We start from the raw sequence: 25,402 nt of genomic DNA, 5'->3' as shown, positions 1-25,402 counted from the left end.
ATTCAACCGGCCGGGGTCAGGCGGGCACGGGGAGCGGCAGGCGGAAGTGGGCGGACCCGCCGTCCCTCGTGGAGCGGGCCGCCGGCCAGCCGTTCCGGACGAACAGGAGCGCCTGCCGGTTGGTGAGGATGACGTCCGCGTCGAAATCGGTGATGCCGCGCCGCCCGGCGAGTTCGGACAGGCAGCCGACGAGGGCGCTGCCGAGGCCCCGGCGCTGCCAGGGGTCGGCGACCAGGACGGCGAGGTCGGCCCGCCAGGGTCGTGCCGCGTCGCGGGCGTACTCGGCGATGCCGAGGATCTCGTCCCGGTCGAGCGCGACGAGGGCCTCGCGGTGCCAGTGGTCGAGGCCCTCCAGAAGGCGGACGTAGTGGTCGGGGATGCGGGGCGTGCCGGAGAAGAAGCGCGTGTAGAGGCTGGCGGCCGACAGCCGGTCCGACATCCGGCGGAGGCGGTCGCGGTCGGTGACGCCGTACGGGCGGATCCGGACGTCGTCGAGCACGGCGTGGATGCGGGCGACGGTGCGCACATCGAGTTGCTTCACACAACTCATTGGAGCGCACAAAGTTGTGTGAAGCAACCTGAGCGAGATCGCCTCAGCCCGCCGGACGGCGGCCGAGGAAGGCGACGAGACGGTCGCCGGGCGACGCGTGCGGGCCGGGATCCAGCGGCTCGCCGAACAGCGGCAGGCGCCCGCACGGCGGCGCCAGCGCCCTCGACACGTCCAGGAGATCGGCGGCCAGGTCCGGAGGAATGGGCTGCCCCGCGCCCGTCGCCTGCGCGACGTCCCAGCCGTGCACGGCCGCTTCCAGGGCGCCCGCGCCGGCCACCAGCTCGCCGGGCAGGCACAGGTCGCCGATCGCCGCCGTCCCCGCGTCGCGGTCGGCGCAGCCGGGGAAGGCCATGGCGTGGCGGAGCACGCGGGCGGCGCGGACGCGCAGTGCCGACACCGGGTCGTCGGCCGGGTCGACCGCGACCGGGCGTAGGCCGACCCGGCCTCCCGCCAGGCCCTCGTGCACCGCCGCGAGGGAGTCGCCGACGTGCAGGAGCAGCATGGTGAGATCCCAGGCCGCGCAGGGTGTCGGACGGGTGAGCATCGGCCGCGTGACGGGCTGGACGGCGGTCAGGAGAAAGCCGATCGAGCGCTCCAGGATGCGCGCGTTCGATCGGAGGGGCGCCGATGCGCCGGTCGCCTCACGCATTCGGCTCCTCACCTCGCTGGGATGATCACCTGTATAGACCTTCGCCGCGGCGAGAAGTCATCGGTGGCCGCCCTTCGAAGGGGCCGGTGAAAGGGAGGCGCCGCCGTTCACGAGGGAAGACGCACGATCCGGAGGAATGCGGGAAGCACCCAGGGCCGCCGCCCCCGAATGACAATCTTCCTGCTCAGCACGGTCCGCGCCCTGCCGATCCGTCCGAAAAGCATCAGGTTGAGCGCCGTCGGGTCGAAGAACAGCCGCACGTCGGGACGGTCGCCGGGCTCTTCCACGGTGACGAACCCGTCGGTCATCGCCATCACCACTGGGGCGGTGTGATCGGAGCGGAACTCGACGGTGATCCGTCCGGTCGGCGCGGGGCCGTGGCCCTCCAGCAGCCGCCCGTACCCGTACTCGGTCACCCCGACGAGGAACATCTCGAAGAACGGGGCCGCCTCCTGAGGCGGGACGTCCCAGCGCCTGCGCAGGGGCCGGGCGATGTCGCGGCCGTGGATCTGGAGCTCGTTGAGCAGGTGCGCCAGGAGCCCGCCGAGCGGGACGTGCGAGCCGCCCAGCCAGGGCAGCGCCATCGCGGGATCGGCGTCCCGCGTCGCCGTCAGAAGGCGGTCGACATCGCGGAGCAGGACGTCCGCGAGGACCCCTGGATCGCGCTCGGGGAAAAGGCGCAGCAATTCCTCGTTCGCGGTGTCGACCGTATCGACGATCGTGCTCCGGACGAGGTCGTCGGTCACGGCCAGCGGATCGTCGCAACCGGCGGGATCGACCATCTGGTGATACATCCGCGCGAGGGTGGCGACATGCGCCGCCATATCGGTCACCGTCCAGGTCGCGGTGGCCTTCGTCCCGGATCCGGCCGAGGTCAGTAACTCGGCGAACCGGTCACCGGTCCCGCGCAGATACTTCCGGGTCGCCGCCCAGTTCTCTTCCGTGAGCCGAACCACCATGGCCCGATCGTCGCAATTTCCAAAAGGCCGGGCAAGCGTCCGGTCAGGCCGCCGCCGCCCGTGCGGTGGTGAACGCGGCCCACGCGAGGCATTCCAGCAGGCGGGCGTCCGCGCCGTCGTCGCGGCGGAACTCCGCGATGACCGCCGGGCCGACCCGGTGCGAGGCGAGCGCGGTCAGCAGCACGAGCCGCCCGGCGGGACGGTCCGGCGCGGGCAGTCCGGCCACGGCCTCGTCGATCCGCGCAGGCTCGGCCGCGCGCCCGTCCCACGCGGCGAGCTCGGCGGTCAGCAGTTCCCGGACCGTCGCCGGCACCGCCCGCTCGCCCGCCCGGTCGATGACCGCCGACGTGCGCGCGAACGCGGCGGCGATCACCTCGTTGCCCTCCGTCCAGGGCAGGTCGCCGGACGGCGGCGCGGGCGGCAGCAGGTCGAGGGAGCCGCCAGGGGCGTGCCGGGCGCGCGAGCCCGCGGCCATCAGGCGGCCCATCACCCGGCTGATCGCGCCGTGCGCCCTCGCCGGGGCGCTCGGGGGGAACGGCGACTCGCCCAGGAAGATGTTGACCATCCGGTTGTAGTAGTGGAAGGCGAAGGCGGTGCCGACGAGCTCGGGCGCCTGCTCGGGCGGGAACGGGCGCTCGGGAACCTCCGGCGTGCCGAACCGTACGCCCCACTCGGCGATCGCACGGATGCGCGGGTCGCCAACTTCGTCGAGCCTGCCCGCGGCGATCGCGGTGGCGTCGCGCCCGCGCACGAGGCCGTGCAGCGTGGTGCTGTGCGCCGCCACGCAGTAGGGGCAGGAGTTGCCGAGCGACACCGCCGCGGCGGCGGCCTCCTTGACCGCGCGCTCGGCCTTCCCCGTCGCGACCAGGGTCTCGCGCAGCATCGTCCACACGGCGGCGAGCAGCTCCGGGACGGGGGAGTGCAGGATCACCGGCGGTGCGAGGATGCCGAAGTCCCGTTCGACCTGGTCGTAGACCCGCGCGACCAGCCCCTGGGCGGCCGCGTGCCGGACGAGCGAGACGTGCGCGATCTGCGCCTCCGCACCGCGCCGCGCCGCCCGGACCAGATGGCTGTTCATCGCCGAACCACGCTGTGTTGATTCAGCCCCGGCCCACTTCGCTCGCCTGGCGGCTCGCTACGTGACCTGGCCTGGGCGAACGCGGCATCGCTTCGCGATCCGCCCGGTTCCGCTCGCCTCCGGCGTCGCTCCACCGGCCAGGTCACGCGTTCGCGCGGCATTGCCGAGGCGACTTCGAGGAAGGATCCCTAGGCACTGGGACCCGGACGGGGGTCGACGTCGGCGGGGCCGAGGTGCGCGCCGCAGGAGCCGCACGTGAACGAGGGGGTCAGCGTGCCGTCGCAGCCCCGGTGGCCGATGACCAGGGGAGGGCCGTCAGGCGCGTAGTGGCGGTCGCCCCACATCATCAGGGTCATGACCGCGGGCCACAGCTCCACGCCCTTGCGGGTCAGCCGGTACTCGTGGCGCTCCGGCCGCTGCTGGTACGGGACGCGGCGCATGATGCCCTCGTCGCAGAGCCGGTTGAGCCGGTCGGTGAGGACGTTGCGGGCCACGCCCAGGGCGTCCTGGAAGTCGTCGAAGCGCCGCACGCCCTGGAACGCGCTGCGGATGACCAGCATCGTCCAGCGGTCGCCCACGACCTCCAGCGAGCGGGCGACCGAGCAGTTCTGCGAGTCGTAGGTGCGGGGCAGTGCCACGCCTGCGAGCCTACCCGCGTTTCGTCAGGCAACGGGCTGGCCGGGGGCCGCACGGCCCCCGGCCCGCTCCGCTACTTCAGCTTCTTGCCGGCGGACTGCAGGTTCTCGGCGGCCTCGACGATGCGGGCGGCCATCGCGGTCTCCGCCGCCTTGCCCCACGAGCGCGGGTCGTACTGCTTCTTGTTGCCTACCTCGCCGTCGACCTTCAGCACGCCGTCGTAGTTGCGGAACATGTGCTCGGCGACCGGGCGGGTGAAGGCGTACTGGGTGTCGGTGTCGATGTTCATCTTGACGACGCCGTACGACACCGCCTCCCGGATCTCCTCCAGCGTGGAGCCCGAGCCGCCGTGGAACACCAGGTCGAACGGCTTGTCCTTGCCGTACTTGGCGCCGACCGCGTCCTGGATCTCCTTGAGCACCTCGGGACGCAGCTTGACCGAGCCCGGCTTGTAGACGCCGTGCACGTTCCCGAACGTGGCCGCCAGGATGTAGCGGCCCTTCTCGCCCACGCCGACGGCCTCGGCGGTCGCGAGCGCGTCGCCCGGCGTGGTGTACAGCTTCTCGTTGATCTCGTTGGCGACGCCGTCCTCCTCGCCGCCGACGACCCCGATCTCCATCTCCATGATGATCCGGGCCTTGGCGCACTCCTCCAGCAGCTCGGCGGCGATCCGCAGGTTCTCGTGCAGCTCGACGGCGGATCCGTCCCACATGTGCGACTGGAACAGCGGCTCCTCGCCGCGCGCCACCCGCTCCTGCGAGATCTTCACCAGCGGCCGCATGAAGCCGTCCAGCTTGTCCTTCGGGCAGTGGTCGGTGTGCAGCGCGATGTTCACCGGGTACTTGGCCGCCACGACCCGGGCGTACTCGGCCAGCGCGGTCGCGCCCGTGACCATGTCCTTCACCGTGGAGCCGGACAGGTAGTCGGCTCCGCCGGTGGACACCTGCACGATGCCGTCGCTCTCCGCCTCCGCGAACCCGCGCAGCGCGGCGTTCAGCGTCTGGCTGGACGTCACGTTGATCGCGGGGAAGGCGAAGCCGTCGCGCTTCGCACGGTCGAGCATCTCCGCGTAGACCTCGGGCGTTGCGATGGGCATTGTCAGCGTCCTTTCATACGCAGGGTGCCGCCGGGCATCCGGCCGGGCGGTAGCTCCCGGACGTCCGCGTACCCAGGGAGTGCCCAGGTCACGCGGTTTCCGGGTCGGGCATGCCGTCCGCGCTCAGTATCCCGCCTAATCGGAGCGTGGGGAAAGGTACGCTCGCGGTGTGGATCTCACTGCCCTTCCCCTTGACATCACCGAGTGGTTGCACCCCACCGCGTGGCTGCAGCTTTTCGGCACGTTCGCGACGATCGGCGTGCTCGCCATCATCTTCGCGGAGACCGGTCTTCTGATCGGCTGCATCCTTCCGGGCGACTCGCTGCTGTTCACGGCGGGGATCCTCACGGCGGTCTCGACCGTCAACGGCCAGGACTTCCAGCCGCTGTCGCTGCCCTGGCTGCTGATCGGCGGCCCGGTGGCGGCGATCGCCGGCGCCCAGCTCGGCCACTTCCTCGGCGCCCGCTACGGCCGCAAGCTCTTCGACAGACCCGACTCGCGGATCTTCAAGCAGGAGTGGGTGGAGAAGGCCGAGTACTACTTCAACCGGTTCGGCCCCGCGAAGGCGGTGGTGCTTGCCCGGTTCATCCCGATTGTCCGGACGTTCCTCAACCCGCTCGCCGGGATGCTCGGCATGGATTCGAAGAAGTTCTTCGTCTGGAACGCGATCGGCGGCATCGTCTGGACGGACGCCCTCTTCCTCCTCGGTCACTTCCTCGGGTCCGAAGTGCCCGACGTTGAGAAATACATCCTCCCGGGCGTAGCGGTCATCCTGATTCTTTCGGTCATTCCGATCATTCGGGAGGTCCTGAAGGGCCGCAAAGCGGACCACGGTCCGAATAAGAATGGTCCGGAAGAGTCCCGTCCGTCGCTCAGCGGTGACAGTTATCGCTAACCTCCCCATGTGGGACGTCACCGGTCGGACCCTAGGGGTCTCGCGCGCATACTGATCGCGGCCTTGGCCGTGATGGCCGCCTTGGCCCTGCTCATCGTCGGGGGCATGGCCCTGGTCAACGCGATCATGAGCGAACCCGACAAGAAGGGCCCTGCGGGGGCCTCGCCGTCGGGCGATGCCGGGCGCACCACGCCGAGCAGCAACGAGACCACGACGTCGCCCACGGCGCCGCTCCCCCTGGTCATCCGCGTGACCGGCCAGCCCACGACGGTGGTGGTCCGCGTCGCCGACGCCGGCGGCAAGGTGCTCGCCAACAGCACGCTCAACACCGGCGACACCCTCCAGTTCAAGGAGGCGCCCCTGCAGGTCGTCGCCCAGAACGGCGGCTCCCTGCAGGTCGCGATCTACGGCAGGCTCCAGCCGCGCCAGCCGAACGGCCAGCGCGCCCAGTGGCTCGTGAAGGCCCGCTAACCGAGACCGAGGTCGGCGACCTCGTAGGGGTGCCGGTACTCCAGGCCCTCCTCGGCGATCCGGCCGGCGGCGCCGCGCTCCAGGATCGTCGCGACCGCCACCACCTCCGCCCCCGCCTCGCGGAGCGCCTCCACCGCCGTGAGCACGGAGCCGCCCGTGGTCGAGGTGTCCTCCACCGCGAGGACGCGGCGGCCCGCCACGTCCGGCCCCTCGATCCGGCGCTGCAGCCCGTGGGCCTTGCCCGCCTTGCGGACGACGAACGCGTCCAGCGCCCGGCCCCGCGCCGCCGCCGCGTGCAGCATCGCGGCGGCCACCGGGTCCGCCCCGAGCGTCAGCCCGCCCACGGCCTCGTAGTCGAGGTCGGCGGTCTCGTCCAGCATGACCCGTCCCACCAGCGGGGCCGCGGACCCGTCCAGCGTCACCCGGCGGAGGTCCACGTACCAGGACGCCCGCTTGCCCGACGACAGCACGAAGTCGCCGTGCACCACGGCCCTGTCCTTGATCTTCTGCAGCAGTTCATCACGATCGCTCACGTGCAGAACCCTATTCACCCTGCGTACGCGCTCCGCCGCCGCCGTGTACGGTTCGCGGGGTGACACCCGGAACCCTCGTCCTGCTGCACGCCCCCGGCGCCACCGCGGCCTCCTGGGGCGACCTGCCCGAGATGCTCCGCTCGTACGGGCTGGACGTGGTGGCACCGGACGTCCCGGACGACGCGGGCCCCCGCTACATCGCCCGCGTCTCGCTCACCATCACCGCGACCGACCCGGTCCCGCCGCTCGTCCTCGTGGCGCACGGCGCCGCCGGCCCCCTGCTGCCCGGCGTCGGCCTGGCCCAGCGCGCCGCCCACCGCCCCGTGGGCGGCTACGTCTTCGTCGACGCCGATCTCCCCCGCCCGGCCCGGCACGACCACGACGCCCCGCAGGAAGACCTCCCCACGGCCCCAGATTGGCCCGAGGCGCCCTGCGGCTACCTCCGCACCCATTCGGACCGCTCCGCCTCCCCCAAGCACGATCAGGCCATCAGAGAGGCCCGCCTACGCGGCTGGCCCACGACGGAACACGAACCCCCCACCGCCGCCGCCCAATCCCTGAGCGAACTAATAGCCCGGTTGTGATTGTGTCTACCCAGGGGGGCGACCCCCTGGAACCCCCGTTGCGACGCAGGCGATCCTCACGCCGCCGTTGCGGTTAGTTGTGCCTGTGACGGCTTGCGTGGCGTCGCTGCGGTCGCCTGCGTCGGCGGGCATGCGCGTTGCGCTCGCTGCACTCGCTCCACGCGCTGTGTCTTTCCTGGGGGGCGACCCCCTGGAACCCCCGTTGCGACGCAGACGATCCTCACGCCGCCGTTGCGGTCGGTTGTGCCTGTGACGGCTTGTGTAGCGTCGCTGCGGTCGCCTGCGTCGGCGGGCATGCGCGTTGCGCTCGCTGCACTCGCTCCACGCGCCTGCCCGCGCCCCCGCTAGGGCTACGGCCCCAAGAGGGTTGAACCGTCCACGTTCAAAGGCTCTTGGATGTGCCACGCCGAACGCTCTTGGAGACGGAACCTGAGCCGGGGCGCGGGTCGTGCGGCTGGAAGGCGCTCTAAGCGCCTGGAGGTCGCTCGACCCGTCGAGCCGGGCGACCGCAGCGACACGACGCGAACCGGCACGGGCACAAAAAGCCTCAGCCGTGGCGTGAGGATCGCCCGGCTCGTGACGGGGGTTCCAGGGGGTCGCCCCCCTGGGGATTAAGAGTTCTTCAGGAGGTCGTCCAGGAGGGCGTCGTAGTCGTCTTCGCTTCGGCCCAGGTCTATGCGGGCGCGGTAGCGGAGGCGGAGGAGGGCTTCGAGGCTGTCCTCGGCGAGGGCGACGTCGTCCAGGCCCGGGGTGAGGGTGTCGGCGTCAGGAGCGGGGGCCTCGTCGGGGCCGCCGCCCATGCCGGTTCCCACGGCGCGGTCGCGGAGTTCCAGGACGACGTCGGCGCCGCTGGTGGGCCCATTCGTGGGCGCCGGTCGCGTCGCCCTGGGCGTAGAGCACCTCGGCCACGGCGCGGTACACCTCGGGGTCGCGCGGCTTGTCGGCGCGGATCTGGTCGACGAGGGCGCGGGCCTCGTCGCCGCGGCCCAGTTCGAAGAGCGCGTCGGCGAGGTAGGCGCGCGGGTCGCCGTAGGTCTCGCCGCCGTCCTCCATGGCCCTGCGGTACAGCTCGGCGGCCCTGGCGTGGTCGCCGGCGTGCTGCCACTGCTCGCCGGCGCGCAGCAGGACGTTCGCGCGTGACACTCCACCGGACACCGACTCGGCCAGCTCGGTCAGCCTGCGGGCCGCCGAGATGTGATCGCCGGTGCGCAGGGTGTCGAACTCCAGGTCGTCGAGATCGTCTTCCGTCACATGCGTCACGGTTCAACGCTACCCGGCACCGCCCGGCCGAAGCGGGCGAATCGATGATGATCGTGGAATACCGGTGCTAATGAGTGGACGTCAGGTCACCTGCGCGAACGTTCGAGCGCGTCCCAGAAGCCGCGGCGCAGGGCGTGGCGGACCTCGTCGTGCAGGAGGAAGTCGATGGGCAGCGAGGAGCCCTGCAGGAGCCGGGCCTCCAGGTCGGACGGCATGCGCGGCTTGCGGGCGAGGACGGCCTCCAGCCACAGCGCGGGGGCGTCGCGGGCGACGGACTCGCCGAAGTCCTGGCCTTCCTGATGGGCGGCCTTGACGGCGTCCGAGAGGGTCGGCGTCTGCTGCACCGGGAGGGGGGAGATCTGCTGCGGGCCGGTGTAGGGGCCGTGCTGGCCGGACGGCGCCGCCTGCGACTGGATGGTCTGCGGGGGAGGCGGCGGGGAGGGCGCCGGGATCGGGGAGGAGGTGTACTGCGGGCTGGGGGACGGCGGCGGCGCGGGCATCGACGGCGCCTGCGTCGAGGACGGCCCGGCCGCGGGGGCGGGGTGCTGCGGGAGCGGTAGCCCGCCGCTGCCGTAGGACGATCCGGCGAGCCCGCCGCCCGTGCCTCCGGGCAGCGACATGGGGCCGGTGCCGAGGCCGGTGCCGCCGGTCGGCGAGGACCCGCCGCCGAGCCCGCCGGTCATGGCCGGGCCGAGGTCGCGGACGGCCGGGGACGGGGCGGGCGTCGCGGGCGGGATGCTCAGCGGCGACGACGGCGGGGGCCCGTTGTTCGAGGTGTTCTGGAGCGGGCCGAGGGAGGAGGCGTGCCCGTTCGTGGCGCCGTGCCCGTTGGACAGCGGGCTCGTGCCGAGCGAGGAGCCGCCGTCGACGCCGGCGAGCAGGTTGACGTAGGGGCGCAGGTGGCCGGAGCCGATCTCGATGAGGTCGTCGCACTCCTGGCGCAGCACCCGGGAGATCGTCCAGTTGCCGTCGACGGCGACGTGCACGACCGTGACGCGGACGCCGAGGTCCTGGGCGTCCGCGACGACCTGGGCGAGGTCCTCGTCGCCGCTGACCAGGACGGCGTCGGCGAGCGCGTCGTTGCGGGCCAGCGTCATCAGGTCGCGGTGGATCTCGGTGTCGACGCCCTCGCGGCGGCCGGGCCGGATCCGGCCGAGCCGCAGCTTGAGGCCGGGCAGGTCGGCCAGCGCGTCGTGCTCGGGGTTGCGGCGCCCCTCGACCGTCGCCTCGTACCAGTAGCAGCGCAGCAACGGCATGCCGGTGCGTTCCCTGGCGAGGTTGCCGAGGAGTTGCAGGAGGCCGCCGAAGTCCCACGAGACGGTCTCGCGATGGCGCGTGCCGTGTACCGCCATGGCACCGTCGGCCAGCAGGTAGCCGGCGTCCACGAACAGCGCGCAGCGATCCATGCGGCACCGTCCTTCCTCAACACGGGAGCTCACAGCGTGCCCATTTCGGCGTAGCGACACCGGGCGCTTATAGCGTAGTGAAGCCCGTCTGCCCGGTAGGCCGTTACGGCGATTCGCCACTCTTTCATGGCAAGCCGCCGGTTGGCGACTCCTCGGTAACAAGGATTCGGAGCCGCGGCGGACGCTACCAGCCCTTTAGGCTCCGTCCGGCCCTTCCGAAGGATCTTTACGGGAAGAATCAGGTGGAGGGTTCAGTCCAGGCGTGCCCGCGACCCTCGCTTCAACCCCGGAAGACGGGCGTGACCGTGGGGAGTGCCGTAGGAGGCGGCGCGGTGCCGTATGGAGCGGATTTCGCCGCGCGGCGTGTCGGTGCCGAGGCGGACGCGCACCTCGGCCGACAGCAGCGGCACCCGCAGTTCGATGTGGACCAGCAGTCCTCCAGGACGGTCGATCGGATGAGGCGGGGCCGGGCTGGGCTTGGAGGGCCTCTCCACGCGCGGCGGTCTCACGTGGGGCCTCGGCGCCGGGCGGGGCGGCCTGGCCCGGGGTTCGGCCGCCACCGGGCGGACGGCGACGTGCCGCTTCACGAGCGGTTTCGCGGCGGGCGGCCCAGGTGCGGGTGGCTTCACGGCGGGCGGACGGGCGGCGGGCGGGGCGGCCGGCTCGGCGGCGGCCGGCGGGGTGCGCGGTGCGGGTACGGGCACGGGCCGGTCGTCGGACACGAGCATCAGGCCGAGTGCCGCCGCCGCGGCGGCGGCCGCCACCGACCCGGCGAGCACCTGCTGCTGCCGCTTGGGCAGATATCGCACCCACAGGAAGAAGCCGCCCTTGGACGCCAGGTAGGCGGTGCTCGCCGAGCCCAAGACGAGCGGGCCGAGGACGTCGCGCAGTGCCGTGTTCACCTGCGCCAGTTCCCCGTGCAGGCCCTTGCAGCGCTTGCAGCCGTCGAGATGGCGCTCGACCCTGCGGGAGTCGCGGCCCGGCAGCGCGTCGCGGACGTAGGCGCCGAGCTTGTCCAGGACGGGACGGCACGCGTCGCCGGAGTCGAGGCCGTTCAGGTGCATCTGGAGGTAGGCCAGCCGGAGCCCCTCGCGGGCCCGGTAGGCGAGCGCGGCGGCGCCGTTGGCGGTCAGGCCGAGGATCGGGGCGACGTCGGCGGGCTTGGCGTCCTCGACCTCGGTGTGCCAGAGGACGGTCTGCCACCGCTCGGGGAGCGACCGGAACGCCCGCGCGACCATCGAACGTTCCAACTCGTCGACCGCGGGGTCGGCGTAGGGCTCCTCGACGTCGTACGCCTCGATGTCGTCGGTGTGGTGGACGCGGCGGTCCGCGCGCTGCCGGTCGTAGACCGTCCGCCGCACGGCCGTGAGCAGGTAGGGCCGGAACCCGGTGTCGGGCCCGCCGCCGCGCTTGAGCACGGAGAGGACCTTGGCGAACGCGTCCTGGACGGCGTCCTCGGCGGCCTCGCGGCCGGCCAGATGGCCCGCGAGCCCGCGCGCGGCGGGCAGGTGCCGCTCGTAGAGCGTTCCGTAGGCGGCGTCGTCGCCCTCGCGGATCCGGGAGATGAGCGCGGCGTCGCTGGGCCCGGCGTCGCCGGCCTCCGTCACATCGTCCCCTGGCTCCATGCTTGCTCATTGTGACTGATTGACCACCTGTTGTCGCTCATTTTGGTCACAGATGTTCTGCGCGAGTCGCGTCATAGCCGGGACACCGCGCCGTTGGAGGGGTGTGGACGGCGTCTGGGCGGGGTCGTCCACGCGGGGGGTGCGTTCGTTTCATCGAGGGGGTGGAACGAACGCACCCGCCGTCAGGTGATGCCGGCGCGTCCCATCTCGGACATCGTGCCGCCGGTCCCCGGGGTCTCCCACCGCACGCCGCACTCGCGTCCGGACAGTTCGACGGTGGCGATGGCGTTGTCGAACCAGGGGCCGTTCGTCATCCGCCACCGGATCGGCGGGGCGGGCACCTTCGCCAGCTTCGCCAGGAGGCGGAACGGCCGGCCGGCGGACCGCGAGTAGGCGATGCGGTTCGCCCACCGGAACTTGCCCTCCAGCGGGTTGCGCAGCGGCGAGCAGACGATCTGGGTGATCTTCGACTGGGTGGCGGGCTCGGTGATCCTCGCCAGGTAGGAGTAGTGGATGTCGCCGGACAGGAACGAGATGCTCGCCGGCGCGGGGCCGCGCTCCCCGCGCCCGACGGCGACGACGCCGGCGGCGACGGCGCGGAACGACCGCTCGAAGGCGGCCCAGTGCTCCAGGTCGGCGGCCTGGCGGATCTTCTCGCCGACCGCCGCGCCGCGCCTGCCCCACGCGCCCTCGGCGACGGCCTCGTTCCACGACTCGGCGTGGTGGATCGCCATGGGCAGCAGGTAGGGGAGCGAGCTGGCGATGAGCAGGTGGTCCATGCCGCCCTGGCACCGGCCGTCCAGCCAGTCGAACTCCTCGTCGTCGAGCATGCCGCGCCGGTCGGCCGTGAGCAGGCGCGAGCACCGGCTGTCGACGACGATCAGGCGCGTGCCGGCCCAGTCGTGGGCGTAGCTCCAGCGCATGGTCTCGGGCTGCTTGTCGGCCTTCTCGGCGAACGCGTCCAGGACGGCGCCCGCGTCGCCGGTCTCCTCGGAGGCCGCCCGGACGGCCTCGAACACGGGATCGGACGCCCGGTCCTGTGGCGACATGTTCCCGAGGTGCTGGTAGATCCAGTACGACCCGATGCCGCCTGTGATGCGCGCCTTCCACCAGGGCTGGGCCCACATCTCCCGGCGCCACGTGTACGAGGTGTTCCAGTCGTCGCGGATGTCGTGGTCGTCGAAGATCGTGAAGGTGGGGACGGTGGACAGCAGCCACCGGACGGCCGGGTCGTCGTGCCAGGCGAGCTTGTAGAGCTGGGTGTAGTCCTCGTAGTCGGCGACCTCGCCGTCCGGCGGCGAGCCCGGCGCGCGGCGGCCGCTGATGAACTCGCGCATCTGGGGGGTCAGCTCGTCGGCGTACACCTGGTCGCCGACCATGAGCAGGACGTCCGGCCAGACGGTGTCCTCCCCGCCGGTCCGGAGCCGGTCGGCGAACGCGGTGAGGGCGTCGTGCCCGTACTCCTCGACGGTGCCGGGTGAGCGGCGGCAGGAGCCGAAGGAGATGCGCAGCTCACCGTGCTCGCGCAACGTCCTGATGTGGGACGGGGGGAACCCTGCGCCGGCCTCGGGCCAGACGGTCTCGCCGTCCGCCAGGACCTCGTAGGGGATCCGCGCCCCTGCTGCGAGCCCGTCGATCTCGACGACGGCGTAGTGGTGGCCGTGCGCGGTGAAGGTGCGGGCGGCGGCGTCCACCCCCTGCTCCCGGTTGACGACCCTGACCTCGCAGGGACGATCGGTCTCCACCCAGATCGTCGCGGTGTGGTGGCTCACGTGCCGGAGGTGGGGGCCGAGTACCAAAGCGGTCATAGAACGCCTCTCTAGCGGACGGGCGCCCTGTGTGTCCACACGCGGCCCGGTCGCATGCCGTGCATGCGACCGGGCCGCGTGGGCGGTGAGGGCTGCCGGGAGGAGTTGGCCCTGCTGCGGGCCCTGCTGACCCGGATGTCCGCGCAGCTCGCCTGACCCGGATGTCCGCGCAGCTCGCCTGACCCGGATGTCCGCGCAGCTCGCCTGACCCGGGCGCGCTACACCACAGGTCAGCGGGAGCCCAGGACCTCGTTCTCCTTCTCTGGGGCGAGGCCGAGGACGGGACGGTCGGGGCGCTGCGGTGCCGTGCCGCCTATCGACTGGAGCCAGGCCCAGGTGTCCGCGACCGTCTCCTGCACGGGCCTGCAACGCAGCCCTGCGGACAGAGCCTTGCCGACGTTGCCCTGGTGCAGCATGTCGTAGGTCTCCCCAGGCGGGAGCCAGGCGGGAAGGTCGGTCCACGGCTCGATGCCCGCTTCAAGGATCTTTTCCGGGGCCGTCCAGACGAGGTTCGCGCTCGCCCCGGTCACGTCGATGCAGGTTTGGAGCAGTTCGCGCATCGTCGTGTGGCCGGGCGGGCTGACCAGGTCGTAGGGTCCGCCGAGCGCGCGCTCGACGGCGTCCAGGGTCCAGATGGCGAGGTCCCGCACGTCGATGTACTGGAGGCCGGCGTCGCGCGGGCCGGGCGCGAGGACGTCGCCGCCTCGCGCCATGCGCGTCAGCCACCAGGGCAACCGCCCGATGTTCTCGTACGGGCCCAGGATGAGGCCCGCCCGCACCAGGAGGGCGCCGGCCCCGTACACGTCGAGCGCCGCCAGTTCCCCACCGCGCTTGGTCGCCGCGTAGTCGACCTCGCCGTCGTCCGGGGAGCCGTCCACCACCTCGGCTTCCTCGCCGAGCCCGGACGGTTCCGGAAACCGGTACACCGAACGGCTGGAGATGTAGACGTACCGTGCGACACGTCCTTCGAGCAGGCGCGCGGTGTCGCGGACAGCGGACGGTGCGCCGGACCAGGTGTCGACGACGGCGTCCCATTCCCCGTCCTCGAGTGCCTTGAGACCACCTTCCGCGGTGCGGTCGCCGTGCAACGATCCGGCGCCCTGGGGCGGCTCATGGCGACCCCGGTGGAAGACCGTGACGTCCCAGCCGCGGGCAAGGCCCTCTTCGGCGATGGCCCGTCCGACGAACTCCGTCCCGCCCAGCATCAGAAGCCTCATGGGGTGAACTCTGCCTTCTGTACGTTCTGTACGGAACGGCTGCACGCTCACAGCGTAAAGAGGCGCCTCCGCCGAGCCCCTTCTCGCGAAATCTCCTCCCGCCGGGTGTCGAAAACAGGGGGTGCGAAGTGTCGACAGGAAGAGAGGCGATGCAGGCGGAGGGGGAGACATGGACGCGGACACGCGCCGGTGGGCGGCGCTCGGGCTGCTCTGCGCGGCGAACTTCATGGTGGTGCTCGACTCGCAGATCGTGCTGCTGGCGCTGCCGTCGGTCGAGCGCGACCTGGGGTTCACCGGCGGCGGGGCGCAGTGGGTGATGAGCGCCTACCTGCTCGGCTTCGGCGGCCTGCTGCTGCTCGGCGGCAGGACGGCGGACCTGGCCGGGCGGCGCAGGACCTTCCTCGCCGGGACGGGGCTGTTCCTCGTGGCGTCGCTGCTGTGCGGGTCGGCCTGGAACGGCGGGGCGCTGATCGGCGCCCGGGTCGCGCAGGGGGTGTCGGCGGCGCTGATGGCGCCGAGCGCGCTGTCGATCCTGACCGCGACCTTCGCCGAGGGGCCGGCGCGGAACCGGGCGATCGCCGTGTGGGCCAGTGTGGGCGGGTTCGGCGCGACCGCGGCGCTGCTGGTCGGCGGCCCGCTCACCGGCGGGCTCGGCTGGCGGTCGATCTTCTTCCTGAACGTGCCGGCCGCGGTGCTGCTGCTCGCCCTCGGGCCGTCGCTGCTCGACGAGAGCCGGGGCGGGGCGCGCCGCGGCTACGACCCGGTGGGCGCGCTGACCGTGACGCTCGCGGCCTCGGCGACGGTGTACGGGGTCGTCCGGATCCCCGAGACGGGCTGGACGAGCGCCTGGACGGCCGGGTCGCTCGCGGTCGCGGTCGTCGCCGGGGTGGCGTTCGTGCTCGCCGAGTCGCGCTCGCGGGCGCCGCTCGTCCCGCTGCGCACGTTCCGTTCCCGCCGCCTCACCGGCGGGAACGTGGTCACGCTGGCCGCGGCGATGGCGGTGTTCGGGACGTCGCTCGCGCTGTCCCGGTACGCGCAGGACGTCCTCGGCTACTCGCCGCTCGCGTTCGGGTTCGCCACGGCGGTGCTGCCGCTCGCGGCGGTCGCCGGGTCGGCCGCGGCGCAGGCGGCGCTCCGGCGGGCCACCGTGCGGGCGGTCGCGCCGGCGGGGCTGGCGGTCATGGCGGCGGGCTGCCTCGTGCTGGCCCGCGTGCCCGCGGGCGGCTACGCGAGCGTCCTGCTGCCCGGCCTGGCGCTGCTCGGACTCGGGCTCGGGGCGTCCGGGGTGGCCGGGTCGGTCGCCGCGCTGGCCGGGGGCGCCGAGGGCGACGCGGGCCTGGCGTCTGGGATCAACACGGCCGCGTTCCAGTTCGGCGGCGCGTTCGGCGTGGCCGTCGCGTCCACCGCCGTCCTGTCCTGGGCGGACGGGACCGGGCCCGACGCCGGGTTCCGCGCGGCGTTCGCCGCCTCGGGCGGGATCGCCCTCGCGGGCGCCGCGGTCGCGGCCGCCCTGCTCAGGACGCCGGCCCGGCGACGAGTTTCCGAGCCGGTGAAGGTCACAACCCGATAGAGGAGGAACGATGCACTACCTGATGCTGATCTGCGGGAACGAGGAGTGGGAGCCGTCCCCCGCCGAGCTGGCCGCGGTGATCGCCGACACCGAGGCGTGGGTGAAGGAGATGGACGGCCGGGGCGTCCGGAGGTTCGGCGACCGGCTGCGCCCCACCGGCACCGCGACGACCGTCCGCGTGCGGGACGGCGAGACGCTGCTGTCGGACGGGCCGTTCGCCGAGACCAAGGAGCAGATCCTCGGCTTCGACCTGATCGACTGCGCCGACCTGGAGGAGGCGCTCGACATCGCGTCCCGGCACCCGTCGGCGCGGCTCGGGTCGATCGAGGTACGGCCGCTGTGGCCGTTCGGGGAGGACTGACGGAGACCGGACGCGCGGTCGCGGCGGCCTTCCGCGAGGAGTGGGGCCGGGTCGTCGCGACCCTCATCCGCATGACGGGCGACTGGGACCTCGCCGAGGAGTGCGCCCAGGAGGCGTTCGCGCGCGCCCTCGAACGCTGGCCGCGGGACGGGGTGCCGCGCCGGCCCGGCGCCTGGCTGACGACGACGGCCCGCAACCACGCGCTGAACCGGATCCGGCGCGGCAAGACGGAGACCGCGAAGCTCAGGGAGCTGGGGACGATGGCGGACACGTCGGCGCGGCCGGACCAGGGCGGTCTACCCGACGACCGGCTCCGGCTGATCTACACCTGCTGCCATCCGGCGCTGCCGGTCGAGGCCCGCGTGGCGCTCACGCTGCGCACGGTCCTCGGCCTGACCACCGGGGAGATCGCGCGGGCGTTCCTGGTCGCCGAGCCCGCGATGGCGCAGCGGCTCGTCCGGGCCAAGCGCAAGATCCGCCAGGCGGGCGTCCCGTACCGGGTGCCGCCCGCCCACCTGCTGGCCGAGCGCACCGCGTCCGTGCTGGGCGTCGTGTACCTGCTGTTCAACGAGGGGTACGCGGCGACCGAGGGCTCGGACCCGGTGCGCTCCGGCCTGTGCGGGGAGGCGATCCGCCTCGCCCGCCTCCTGCACGACCTGGCCCCGGACGACCCGGAGGTCACCGGCCTCCTCGCGCTCCTGCTGCTCCAGCACTCCCGGCACGCCGCCAGGACGGACGGGGCCGGCGACCTGGTCGCCCTGGAGGACCAGGACCGGAGCCGCTGGGACCGCGCGGCGATCGCCGAGGGCGCCGCGCTCGTGGACGAGGCCCTCCGCCGGGGCGAACCCGGCCCCTACCAGGTGCAGGCGGCCATCGCCGCGTGCCACGGCACCGCGCGCACGGCGGGCGAGACCGACTGGCCGCAGATCGCCGCCCTGTACGGGCGGCTCGAAGCGATGAGCCCCGGGCCCGTCGTCCGGCTCAACCGGGCCGTCGCGGTGGCGATGGCGGACGGGGCCCTGGCGGGCCTGGCCCTGGTCGACCGCGTCGAGGGCCTGGAGGGTTACCACCTGCTCCACGCCACCCGCGCGGACCTCCTGCGCCGCCTCGGCCGGCGGGAGGAGGCCGCCGCGGCCTACCGGGAGGCGCTCGCGCTGTCCCGCGCCGACGCCGACCGCCGGTACCTGGCGCGCCGCCTCGGCGAGGTCCGGCGCGCCGGCTGACGCGGTTGCGGACGACCCCCAACCGGCGGCGCGGAGGGAACCGATTCCGGGGGGCGGTGCTCCACACCGACCCTGACCGCCCGTCATACCGGTTGGTATTTATACCCCATAGATGATTGTCGCGGGAAATTTACGGATTGGCGTTGCGGGCGGCAATGTTCTGGCTATGGTCGAGTTCTTGCAACTCTCATTCGGTGGGGAAACGGGCTTGGGCATTGACGGATGCCTCGCGTCGATGATGACCATTCCGGGGGCGCGGCGGGTCACGCTGGTCGACTGCGCCAGCGGGCTCGCCGTGGCGGCCGCCGGCCGGGAGGACGTCCTCGACCAGCACGAGGACGCGGCCGGCGCGACCGACGTGGTGCGGGCGGTGCTGGCGTCGCCGGCGCTCAGCGCCACCGCGGCGGGGGACGACGTCGAGGAGATCATTGTTTGCGGCACGGACGGATATCACTTGATGGTCCTTACGGAAGCGAATCTCGACGGACATCTCTTCGTCCATTTACTGCTCGATCGGGAAACGGGGAACATCGCGCTCGCCCGGCTCCGCATGCGCGATCTCCTCGGCGAGATCACGGGCGGATGACATGGCGGACGCGAACGCGGGACGGGTCGCCGGCGCCCTGGCGTCCCTGGAACGGGAAAAGGCCACCGGCCTGCTGCGGGTGGGCGCCGACGGCGCGTTCCACGTCGACCGCGGGGCCGTCACCCTCGCCGAGAGCCGGCACGCGCCGGGGCCCGGCGACCTGCCGGACGGGCCCGACCCGGAACTGGCGGCGCTGCTCGCGATGTTCGACGCCGCCTGCCTCCTGCTCGCCTCGCGGGCCGAGCCGGAGTTCACCGAGGGGCCGCCGGGCGGCGGCCCCCGGCGGGTGACGGTGGCGACGCTCGTCCACGAGCAGCGCCGCCGCCGCGCCCTCCTCGACGCCGCCTGGCCCGACGGGAGCGTGGACGTCGCCCCGGTGGTGCCGGTCCGGCGCGTCACGCGGCAGCGCGTCATCCTGACCGGCCTCCAGGCGGAGATCCTGCTCAACGCAGACGGCAGACGCACCCCTCCGCAGCTCGCCCGCGAGCTCGGGCGGACGGTGTTCGCGTGCCTGCTCGCCGTGCGCGGGCTCGCCGCGGCGTCGCTGCTCCGGATCGGCCCGCCCGACGGGTTCGGCGCCGCGCCCGTCCGGGAGGCGCCCGCAGCGCCCGCAGCGCCCGCAGCGCCCGTCCGCGACGACGTCCCCGCCGGCTGGGCGCCGGCGGACTGGGCGCCCACGGACCACGACCTGCTCGTCCGGCTCCACGCGGCGCTGGTGGAGCTCCGCTGACCGTGCTGGGGACCGGGTGGCTCACTTGATCGAAAGGCTGGCGAAGGTGGCGAGACGAGCGGGGGCGGGCACGCCGGCCGCGGGGCCGGGCGCACCGGCCGCGGGCGCGGCGGCGGCGCGGGCGACGGAGCAGGCGGTCGCGGGCGAGCTGAGGTCGCTGCGGGCCCGCGTCCCGCAGCTCGGCGGGAGCCTCGTGGCCTCCGTGGACGGGCTGCTCATCGCGCACGACCTGCCCGGGTCGGTCGAACCCGCCGGCATGGCGGCCGTGACGGCGACGGGCCTGTCGCTCGCGCACCGGATCGCGCAGACCGCGCACGGCGGCGCCTTCCACGAGGTCGTGATCCGCGGCGTGGACGGCTACGTGGTCATCTACGCGGCCGGCCCCACCGCGTCCCTCACCGTCCTCGCCGACCCGGACGTCAACGTGGGCCGCCTCCACCTGGAGTCGCGGCCCGCCGCCCGCGCCATCGCCGCCTGCCTCACGGGCGCGCGCCGCCCCTGACGGCGCGCCGCCCCCCGACAGCGCACACCCACGAGAACACGACATTCACGACCAGGAAAGGGGAGCACGATGTCCAACCTCGACCTCGCCCTCAAGGACATGATGACGATCGACGGGGCCATCGGCGTCGCCGTCGTCGACTACAACAGCGGGATGGCCCTCGGCCAGCTCGGCAGCTCCAAGACCCTCGACCTCCAGGTCGCGGCCGCCGGGAACACCGAGGTGGTGCGCGCCAAGCTCCGCACGATGGACCAGCTCGGCATCCAGGAGGAGATCGAGGACATCCTCATCAGCATCTCCAGCCAGTACCACGTCATCCGGCCGGTCACGGGCCGCAAGGGCAAGGGCCTGTTCCTCTACATGGCCCTCGACCGCGCCCGCGGCAACCTGGCGCTGGCCCGTCACCGCCTCCGCGAGATCGAGGAAAGCCTCGAGGTCTGACCCGCCGCGGAGTCCGTCTCACAGCGAACAGCGGCAGAACCGTGAAGGCGGCCCCGGGGAGCCCGGGGCCGCCTTCACGGTCACTTCGTCAGGTTCAGATCACTTCGTCAGGTCCAGGCCGTTCGACGCCGGGCTCGTCGGCGCCGGGCGGCTCGACGGCTGGACGGTCAGGCGGTCGGCGGCCTCGTCCAGATCGACGACCACCTCGTCGCCGTCGCGGACCTCGCCGGACAGCAGCTCGCGGGCGAGCTGGTCGCCGATCGCCGTCTGCACGAGGCGGCGCAGCGGGCGCGCGCCGTACAGCGGGTCGTAGCCGGTCAGCGCCAGCCACTCGCGGGCCGCGGGCGTGACCCGCAGCGTGAGCTGCCGGTCGGCCAGGCGGTCGGCCAGCCGGTCCACCTGGAGGTCGACGATGCGGGTCAGCTCGTCGGTCGACAGGGCGTCGAACAGGATCACGTCGTCGAGGCGGTTGAGGAACTCCGGCTTGAACGAGTTCCGGACGGCGTTCCACACCGCCTCCCGCTTGGCCCCGTTCTCCAGCGCCGGGTCGACCAGGAACTGCGACCCGATGTTGGAGGTGAGGATCAGGATCGTGTTGCGGAAGTCGACCGTGCGGCCCTGGCCGTCGGTGAGGCGGCCGTCGTCCAGCACCTGGAGCAGGATGTCGAAGACCTCCGGGTGCGCCTTCTCCACCTCGTCCAGCAGGACCGCCGAGTACGGGCGGCGCCGGACGGCCTCGGTGAGCTGGCCGCCCTCCTCGTAGCCGATGTATCCGGGCGGCGCGCCGACCAGGCGGGCGACGCTGTGCTTCTCGGAGTACTCGCTCATGTCGATGCGGGTCATCGCCCGCTCGTCGTCGAACAGGAACTCCGCCAGCGCCTTCGCCAGCTCCGTCTTGCCGACGCCCGTCGGACCGAGGAACAGGAACGAGCCGGTCGGGCGGTCGGGGTCGGAGATGCCCGCGCGGGCGCGGCGCACCGCGTCCGACACCGTGCGGACCGCGGTCTCCTGCCCGATCAGCCGGTGGCCGAGGTCGTCCTCCATGCGCAGCAGCTTCGCGGTCTCGCCTTCGAGGAGCCGCCCCGCCGGGATGCCCGTCCAGGACGCGACCACGTCGGCGACGTCGTCCGGGCCGACCTCCTCCTTGACCATCGTGTCGCGGGTCTCGGTCGCCTCCGCCGCCTCCTCCAGCTGCTTCTCCAGCGCCGGGATCTCGCCGTAGACGAGCCGCGAGGACGTCTCCAGGTCGCCGTCGCGCTCGGCCCGCGCCGCCTCCCCGCGCAGCTGGTCGATCCGCTCCTTGATCTCGCCGACCCGGTTCAGCTCCGACTTCTCCCGCTGCCAGCGGGCGTTCAGGCCGCTCAGCTGCTCCTGCCGGTCGGCGAGGTCGGCGCGGAGCCGTTCGAGGCGCTGCCGGGACGCCTCGTCGGTCTCCTTCTCCAGGTTCATCTGCTCCATCTTCAGCCGGTCGACGGCGCGCTGCAGCTCGTCGATCTCGACCGGCCGGGAGTCGATCTCCATGCGCAGCCGGGACGCGGCCTCGTCCACCAGGTCGATCGCCTTGTCCGGCAGGAACCGGGACGTGATGTAGCGGTCGGACAGCGTCGCCGCCGCCACCATCGCCGAGTCGTTGATCTGCACCTTGTGGTGCGCCTCGTACCGGCCCTTCAGCCCGCGCAGGATCGCGATCGTGTCCTCGACGGTCGGCTCCCCGACGAACACCTGCTGGAACCGGCGCTCCAGGGCGGCGTCCTTCTCGATCCGCTCCCGGTACTCGTCCAGCGTCGTCGCGCCGATCATCCGCAGCTCGCCGCGGGCCAGCATCGGCTTCAGCATGTTGCCGGCGTCCATCGCGCCCTCGGCCGCGCCCGCCCCGACGACGGTGTGCAGCTCGTCGATGAACGTGACGACCTGCCCCTCGCTCTGCTTGATCTCGTTCAGGACGGCCTTCAGCCGCTCCTCGAACTCGCCGCGGTACTTCGCGCCCGCGACCATCGCGCCGAGGTCCAGCGAGACCAGCCGCTTGCCGCGCAGCGACTCGGGGACGTCGCCCGCGACGATCCGCTGCGCCAGGCCCTCCACCACGGCCGTCTTGCCCACGCCGGGCTCGCCGATCAGCACCGGGTTGTTCTTCGTCCGGCGCGACAGCACCTGGATCACCCGGCGGATCTCCGAGTCGCGGCCGATGACCGGGTCGAGCCGGCCGTCACGCGCGGCCGCCGTCAGGTCGACGCCGTACTTCTCCAGCGACTGGTAGGTGCCCTCGGGGTTCTCGCTGGTGACGCGGGCGTGGCCGCGCACCTTCTCGAACGCGTCGAGCAGCGCCTCCGGCGTCGCGCCGAACTCCTTCAGCAGGCCCGCCGCCGGACCACCGTCCGCCGCCAGCCCGACCAGCAGGTGCTCGGTCGAGACGTATTCGTCCTCCAGCTGCTGCGCGCGGTTGGCGGCCGTGTTGATCGACCGCTGGAGCTGGCCGGACAGCCGCGGCGTCGCCACCGTCGACCCCTGCGCCTTCGGCATCCCCGCGAGCCGCTCCTCCGCCCGCCTGCGGATCACCTGCCAGTCGGCCCCGACCGCCTCCAGCAGCGGCACCGCCGTCCCGTCCGGCAGCCCGATCAGCGCCACCAGCAGGTGCTGCGGCTCCACCTCGGGGTGCCCCTCGGCCGCCGCCCTGCGGACCGCGACCGACAGCGCCTCCTGGCTCTTCTGCGTCAGCTTGTAGTCCATGCCCCACCCCGTGCTCTGTTCCTTCTGGGGGACGACCCCCAGACCCCCGACAACCGCCTGTTCCTTCTGGGGGACGACCCCCAGACCCCCGACAACCGCCCTGTTCAGTCCGAGTTGCGCTCGTGCCACACGACGACACTCGTGCGCCTGATGGGTACGAGGTCGGCGCCGGGAGTGCCGCCCGGTTCGCCGTGCCGCCGCTGCTGCGCCAGCCGCGCCGCGACCGCACGGGTCGATTCGAGTTCGTTCGCGAGGTCCTCCAGCGCCGCGTGCGCCTTGGCGAGCTCCTCGCGGAGCCGCACGTTGTCGCGCTGCAGCTCCAGGATGTGCTTGATGCCGGACAGGTTGATGCCCTCCTCCTGGGAGAGCCGCTGGATCTCCCGGAGCATCACGATGTCCCGCATCGAGTAGCGGCGTCCCCGGCCCGCCGTCCGGCCGGGGGACACCAGGCCCATCCGGTCGTAGGTGCGCAGCGTCTGCGGGTGGAGCCCGGACAGCTGCGCCGCCACGGAGATCACGTAGACCGGAGTGTCGTCGCCGAAGGGATCCATGAAGATCACTCCTGTCTGGCCTGCTGGAGGAGGTCGGCGCGCAGGTCCTCGCCCGCGCCCGCCGTCCGGAGCCGGTCGAGCGCCTCGCGCGTCTGCTCGTCGAGCTTCTGCGGGACGTGCACGTCGACGGTGACCAGCAGGTCGCCCTTCGTGCCGTCGCGCCGCGGCGCGCCCCGGCCCTTCACGCGGAACTTCCGGCCGTTCGGGGTGCCCTCGGGCAGCTTCAGCGTGACGGGCTGCCCCTGGAAGGTCGGCACCCTGATCTCGCCGCCGAGCGCCGCCTCGGGGAAGGTCACCGGGACGGTCAGCGTCAGGTTGTCGCCGCTGCGCCCGAACACCTGGTGCGGCAGCACCTTGATGTTCACGTACAGGTCGCCGGCCGGGCCGCCGTTCTCGCCGGGCGCGCCCTTGCCCTTCAACCGGATCTTCTGCCCGTCCGCGACGCCCGCCGGGATGCGGGCCTGGATGGTCCGGGTGCCGGTCGCGCGGCCGCTGCCGTGGCAGATCGGGCACGGGTCGTCCACGACCAGGCCCCGGCCGCGGCACTCCTTGCACGGCTCCTGGAAGCCGAAGTTGCCGAGGTTGCGGGTCTCGTGCCCGGTGCCCTCGCAGCTCGGGCACACCCGCGGCACGGTGCCGGCCTTGGCGCCCGTCCCGCGGCAGCCGTTGCAGGCCGCCTCGCTGGTCAGCTTGATCGGTACGGTGACGCCGTTCATCGCGCGGCCGAACGACAGGGTCACCTCGGTCTCGACGTCCGCGCCGCGCCGCGCGCGCCGCGTCCCCGCCGTGCGGGTGGCCCCGCCGCCGCCGCGCCCGCCGAACAGGCCGCCGAACAGGTCGCCGATCCGCTCCCCGGCGCCGCCCGGCTGCGTCCCGCCGCCGGTCTGGCCGAACAGGTCGCCGAGGTCGAACCCGAAGCCGCCGCCCTGCTGGCCGCGGAAGCCGCCCGGCATCGAGCGCACCGCGTCGTACTCCTTGCGGCGCTTCTCGTCGGACAGGACGTCGTAGGCCTCCGAGACCTCCTTGAAGCGGTCCTCGGCGTCGGAGTCGCCCTTGTTGGCGTCCGGGTGGTACTTGCGGGCCAGCTTCCGGTAGGACTTCTTGATCTCCTCCTGGGAGGCCGTCTTCGCGACACCGAGGACCTTGTAGTAGTCCTTCTCCAGGTAGTCCTTGGTGCTCACGGCGCCCCGCCTTCTGCTATCGCCACTTGCCACATGTCTTCAGGCCCCTGCGGGGCCCGCCCTCGCGGGCGGGCCCCCCTGGGGATCATTCGTCCGTTTCGCCGTCCGCCTCGCCCGGCCCGTCGCCGGACTCGCCGGCTCCGGAGTCCGGAGCGGGATCGGCCACCGCCACGCGGGCGGGCCGCAGGACCCGCTCGCCGATCCGGTAGCCGGGCTGCAGGACGTCGGTGACGCTCGTCTCGGTCACGTCCGCCGAATGCGAGTGCATCAGCGCCTCGTGCACGACCGGGTCGAAGGGCTCGCCCTTCTCCCCGTACCGCTCCAGGCCGAGCTTGCCGGTGACCGCCTCGAGGCTCTCCGCGACGGACTTGAACCCGCCGGTGAGCTCCTCGTGGTCACGGGCGCGGCCGATGTCGTCCAGCACCGGGAGCAGCTCGGTCAGCACCTGCCCGAGGGCCTGCTCGCGGACCGCGACCCGGTCGCGCTCGACGCGCTTGCGGTAGTTGTCGTACTCGGCCTTCAGGCGCTGGAGGTCGGCGAGCCGCTCCGCCAGCTGGGTCTTCAACGCGGAGTCCTCCTCACCCGTGGCCTTGGCGCCGCCCCCGTCCACCGGGGCCTCCTGGGCCTGCGGGGTCTCCCCCGCCTGCGCCCGGACCTCCCCCGTCTCGGGATCGATGCGCCGCTTGTCGCGGATCACCGGGCCCTCCTTCTCCTCGCCCCCGTTGGGAGAGGACGTCACGACGCACCGCCCTTCTGGGGGACG

At 72.9% G+C, this 25,402-nt stretch carries 27 protein-coding genes; 10 read left to right on the top strand and 17 right to left on the bottom strand.

All coding sequences use genetic code 11. From position 1 onward, the window contains the following. Positions 1–16: 16 nt before the first annotated feature. The 6 genes from BJY14_RS19635 to fbaA form a co-directional block, all read right to left on the bottom strand. The gene (locus BJY14_RS19635; RefSeq protein ID WP_376770010.1) at positions 17–541 is read right to left on the bottom strand and encodes a GNAT family N-acetyltransferase; all 525 of its coding nucleotides are present in this window, start codon (positions 539–541) and stop codon (positions 17–19) included. 52 nt (positions 542–593) lie between these two features. Continuing rightward, the gene (locus BJY14_RS19630; protein ID WP_179844954.1) at positions 594–1,199 is read right to left on the bottom strand and encodes a TIGR03086 family metal-binding protein; all 606 of its coding nucleotides are present in this window, start codon (positions 1,197–1,199) and stop codon (positions 594–596) included. Positions 1,200–1,306: 107 nt separating this feature from the next. Beyond that, a complete protein-coding gene (locus BJY14_RS19625) occupies positions 1,307–2,158 on the bottom strand; it encodes a maleylpyruvate isomerase N-terminal domain-containing protein (RefSeq protein ID WP_179844953.1) in 852 nt (283 codons plus the stop codon). Positions 2,159–2,201: 43 nt separating this feature from the next. Continuing rightward, the gene (locus BJY14_RS19620) at positions 2,202–3,236 is read right to left on the bottom strand and encodes a carboxymuconolactone decarboxylase family protein (protein WP_179844952.1); all 1,035 of its coding nucleotides are present in this window, start codon (positions 3,234–3,236) and stop codon (positions 2,202–2,204) included. Between the two features lie 188 nt (positions 3,237–3,424). Further along, entirely contained in the window at positions 3,425–3,874 is a 450-nt protein-coding gene (locus tag BJY14_RS19615) for a winged helix-turn-helix transcriptional regulator (RefSeq protein ID WP_179844951.1), read from the bottom strand. Positions 3,875–3,945: 71 nt separating this feature from the next. Beyond that, positions 3,946–4,968: a class II fructose-bisphosphate aldolase gene (gene fbaA / locus BJY14_RS19610; protein WP_179844950.1), complete on the bottom strand. Its 1,023-nt coding sequence runs from the start codon at positions 4,966–4,968 to the stop codon at positions 3,946–3,948. A 169-nt stretch (positions 4,969–5,137) separates the two neighbouring features. Here fbaA and BJY14_RS19605 point away from each other — a divergent pair, with 169 nt between their 5' ends. Next, a complete protein-coding gene (locus BJY14_RS19605) occupies positions 5,138–5,863 on the top strand; it encodes a DedA family protein (protein WP_179844949.1) in 726 nt (241 codons plus the stop codon). A 72-nt stretch (positions 5,864–5,935) separates the two neighbouring features. Then, positions 5,936–6,334 carry a RodZ domain-containing protein gene (locus BJY14_RS19600; RefSeq protein WP_218905505.1) on the top strand — a complete coding sequence of 133 codons (399 nt, stop codon included), beginning with the start codon at positions 5,936–5,938 and terminating at the stop codon, positions 6,332–6,334. Here BJY14_RS19600 and pyrE read toward each other — a convergent pair. Next, positions 6,331–6,867: an orotate phosphoribosyltransferase gene (gene pyrE, locus BJY14_RS19595; RefSeq protein WP_179844947.1), complete on the bottom strand. Its 537-nt coding sequence runs from the start codon at positions 6,865–6,867 to the stop codon at positions 6,331–6,333. The genes BJY14_RS19600 and pyrE overlap by 4 nt on opposite strands. A gap of 59 nt (positions 6,868–6,926) precedes the next feature. Here pyrE and BJY14_RS19590 point away from each other — a divergent pair, with 59 nt between their 5' ends. After that, positions 6,927–7,451 (top strand): lipase family protein, encoded by a 525-nt coding sequence (locus tag BJY14_RS19590; RefSeq protein ID WP_179844946.1) that lies wholly within the window; start codon positions 6,927–6,929, stop codon positions 7,449–7,451. A 611-nt stretch (positions 7,452–8,062) separates the two neighbouring features. Here BJY14_RS19590 and BJY14_RS45325 read toward each other — a convergent pair. The 6 genes from BJY14_RS45325 to BJY14_RS19565 all read right to left on the bottom strand — a co-directional run bounded on the left by BJY14_RS45325 (position 8,063) and on the right by BJY14_RS19565 (position 14,767). Continuing rightward, the gene (locus BJY14_RS45325) at positions 8,063–8,251 is read right to left on the bottom strand and encodes a hypothetical protein (protein ID WP_246395991.1); all 189 of its coding nucleotides are present in this window, start codon (positions 8,249–8,251) and stop codon (positions 8,063–8,065) included. Continuing rightward, positions 8,217–8,711 carry a tetratricopeptide repeat protein gene (locus BJY14_RS47265; protein WP_312879314.1) on the bottom strand — a complete coding sequence of 165 codons (495 nt, stop codon included), beginning with the start codon at positions 8,709–8,711 and terminating at the stop codon, positions 8,217–8,219. Before BJY14_RS47265 ends, BJY14_RS45325 begins: the two co-directional genes overlap by 35 nt. A gap of 86 nt (positions 8,712–8,797) precedes the next feature. Beyond that, positions 8,798–10,117, bottom strand: coding sequence for an NYN domain-containing protein (locus tag BJY14_RS19580; RefSeq protein ID WP_179844945.1), 1,320 nt, complete (start codon positions 10,115–10,117; stop codon positions 8,798–8,800). Between the two features lie 251 nt (positions 10,118–10,368). After that, positions 10,369–11,742, bottom strand: coding sequence for a sigma-70 family RNA polymerase sigma factor (locus BJY14_RS19575; RefSeq protein ID WP_179844944.1), 1,374 nt, complete (start codon positions 11,740–11,742; stop codon positions 10,369–10,371). Between the two features lie 182 nt (positions 11,743–11,924). After that, positions 11,925–13,550 carry a DUF7800 domain-containing protein gene (locus BJY14_RS19570; protein WP_179844943.1) on the bottom strand — a complete coding sequence of 542 codons (1,626 nt, stop codon included), beginning with the start codon at positions 13,548–13,550 and terminating at the stop codon, positions 11,925–11,927. 230 nt (positions 13,551–13,780) lie between these two features. After that, entirely contained in the window at positions 13,781–14,767 is a 987-nt protein-coding gene (locus BJY14_RS19565; RefSeq protein ID WP_179844942.1) for an NAD-dependent epimerase/dehydratase family protein, read from the bottom strand. 169 nt (positions 14,768–14,936) lie between these two features. On the opposite strand from BJY14_RS19565, the gene BJY14_RS19560 reads away from it, so the two are divergent. The 7 genes from BJY14_RS19560 (at position 14,937) to BJY14_RS19530 (ending at position 20,180) form a co-directional block, all read left to right on the top strand. Continuing rightward, complete coding sequence (locus BJY14_RS19560; protein ID WP_179844941.1) at positions 14,937–16,337, top strand: MFS transporter; 1,401 nt, start codon at positions 14,937–14,939, stop codon at positions 16,335–16,337. Between the two features lie 10 nt (positions 16,338–16,347). Beyond that, positions 16,348–16,698, top strand: a complete 351-nt coding sequence (locus tag BJY14_RS19555; protein WP_179844940.1) for a YciI family protein — start codon at positions 16,348–16,350, stop codon at positions 16,696–16,698. Then, complete coding sequence (locus BJY14_RS19550) at positions 16,677–17,921, top strand: RNA polymerase sigma factor (RefSeq protein ID WP_312879313.1); 1,245 nt, start codon at positions 16,677–16,679, stop codon at positions 17,919–17,921. The genes BJY14_RS19555 and BJY14_RS19550 overlap by 22 nt, the downstream gene beginning before the upstream one ends. Positions 17,922–18,033: 112 nt before the next feature. Next, complete coding sequence (locus BJY14_RS19545; protein ID WP_246395989.1) at positions 18,034–18,507, top strand: hypothetical protein; 474 nt, start codon at positions 18,034–18,036, stop codon at positions 18,505–18,507. Between the two features lies 1 nt (position 18,508). Continuing rightward, positions 18,509–19,237, top strand: a complete 729-nt coding sequence (locus BJY14_RS19540) for a hypothetical protein (protein ID WP_179844939.1) — start codon at positions 18,509–18,511, stop codon at positions 19,235–19,237. A gap of 46 nt (positions 19,238–19,283) precedes the next feature. Then, on the top strand, positions 19,284–19,739 hold the full coding sequence (locus BJY14_RS19535; RefSeq protein ID WP_179844938.1) for a roadblock/LC7 domain-containing protein: 456 nt from the start codon (positions 19,284–19,286) through the stop codon (positions 19,737–19,739). Between the two features lie 69 nt (positions 19,740–19,808). Further along, complete coding sequence (locus BJY14_RS19530; protein ID WP_179844937.1) at positions 19,809–20,180, top strand: hypothetical protein; 372 nt, start codon at positions 19,809–19,811, stop codon at positions 20,178–20,180. A gap of 99 nt (positions 20,181–20,279) precedes the next feature. On the opposite strand, the gene clpB is transcribed toward BJY14_RS19530, so the two are convergent. The 4 genes from clpB to grpE form a co-directional block, all read right to left on the bottom strand. Further along, complete coding sequence (gene clpB, locus BJY14_RS19525) at positions 20,280–22,907, bottom strand: ATP-dependent chaperone ClpB (protein ID WP_179844936.1); 2,628 nt, start codon at positions 22,905–22,907, stop codon at positions 20,280–20,282. 104 nt (positions 22,908–23,011) lie between these two features. Then, a complete protein-coding gene (locus BJY14_RS19520) occupies positions 23,012–23,458 on the bottom strand; it encodes a heat shock protein transcriptional repressor HspR (protein WP_179844935.1) in 447 nt (148 codons plus the stop codon). 5 nt (positions 23,459–23,463) lie between these two features. Further along, the gene (dnaJ, locus tag BJY14_RS19515) at positions 23,464–24,639 is read right to left on the bottom strand and encodes a molecular chaperone DnaJ (protein WP_179844934.1); all 1,176 of its coding nucleotides are present in this window, start codon (positions 24,637–24,639) and stop codon (positions 23,464–23,466) included. 85 nt (positions 24,640–24,724) lie between these two features. Then, positions 24,725–25,378: a nucleotide exchange factor GrpE gene (grpE, locus tag BJY14_RS19510; RefSeq protein WP_179844933.1), complete on the bottom strand. Its 654-nt coding sequence runs from the start codon at positions 25,376–25,378 to the stop codon at positions 24,725–24,727. Positions 25,379–25,402 lie beyond the last annotated feature (24 nt).

It is taken from the genome of Actinomadura luteofluorescens, assembly GCF_013409365.1.
Taxonomy (GTDB): domain Bacteria; phylum Actinomycetota; class Actinomycetes; order Streptosporangiales; family Streptosporangiaceae; genus Spirillospora; species Spirillospora luteofluorescens.
This window is presented reverse-complemented; position numbering and strand designations above follow the sequence as displayed.

Bases quoted from the DNA above. Each gene is read 5' to 3' on its own strand.
- BJY14_RS19575 (WP_179844944.1), bottom strand. From the start codon at position 11,742: ATGGAGCCAGGGGACGATGTGACGGAGGCCGGCGACGCCGGGCCCAGC.
- BJY14_RS19600 (WP_218905505.1), top strand. From the start codon at position 5,936: ATGGCCGCCTTGGCCCTGCTCATCGTCGGGGGCATGGCCCTGGTCAAC.
- BJY14_RS19570 (WP_179844943.1), bottom strand. From the start codon at position 13,550: ATGACCGCTTTGGTACTCGGCCCCCACCTCCGGCACGTGAGCCACCAC.
- BJY14_RS19555 (WP_179844940.1), top strand. From the start codon at position 16,348: ATGCACTACCTGATGCTGATCTGCGGGAACGAGGAGTGGGAGCCGTCC.
- BJY14_RS19540 (WP_179844939.1), top strand. From the start codon at position 18,509: ATGGCGGACGCGAACGCGGGACGGGTCGCCGGCGCCCTGGCGTCCCTG.
- BJY14_RS19545 (WP_246395989.1), top strand. From the start codon at position 18,034: ATGATTGTCGCGGGAAATTTACGGATTGGCGTTGCGGGCGGCAATGTT.
- BJY14_RS19580 (WP_179844945.1), bottom strand. From the start codon at position 10,117: ATGGATCGCTGCGCGCTGTTCGTGGACGCCGGCTACCTGCTGGCCGAC.
- BJY14_RS19530 (WP_179844937.1), top strand. From the start codon at position 19,809: ATGTCCAACCTCGACCTCGCCCTCAAGGACATGATGACGATCGACGGG.
- BJY14_RS19630 (WP_179844954.1), bottom strand. From the start codon at position 1,199: ATGCGTGAGGCGACCGGCGCATCGGCGCCCCTCCGATCGAACGCGCGC.
- BJY14_RS19520 (WP_179844935.1), bottom strand. From the start codon at position 23,458: ATGGATCCCTTCGGCGACGACACTCCGGTCTACGTGATCTCCGTGGCG.
- fbaA (WP_179844950.1), bottom strand. From the start codon at position 4,968: ATGCCCATCGCAACGCCCGAGGTCTACGCGGAGATGCTCGACCGTGCG.
- BJY14_RS19565 (WP_179844942.1), bottom strand. From the start codon at position 14,767: ATGAGGCTTCTGATGCTGGGCGGGACGGAGTTCGTCGGACGGGCCATC.
- BJY14_RS19620 (WP_179844952.1), bottom strand. From the start codon at position 3,236: ATGAACAGCCATCTGGTCCGGGCGGCGCGGCGCGGTGCGGAGGCGCAG.
- BJY14_RS45325 (WP_246395991.1), bottom strand. From the start codon at position 8,251: ATGGGCGGCGGCCCCGACGAGGCCCCCGCTCCTGACGCCGACACCCTC.
- BJY14_RS19560 (WP_179844941.1), top strand. From the start codon at position 14,937: ATGGACGCGGACACGCGCCGGTGGGCGGCGCTCGGGCTGCTCTGCGCG.
- BJY14_RS19625 (WP_179844953.1), bottom strand. From the start codon at position 2,158: ATGGTGGTTCGGCTCACGGAAGAGAACTGGGCGGCGACCCGGAAGTAT.
- clpB (WP_179844936.1), bottom strand. From the start codon at position 22,907: ATGGACTACAAGCTGACGCAGAAGAGCCAGGAGGCGCTGTCGGTCGCG.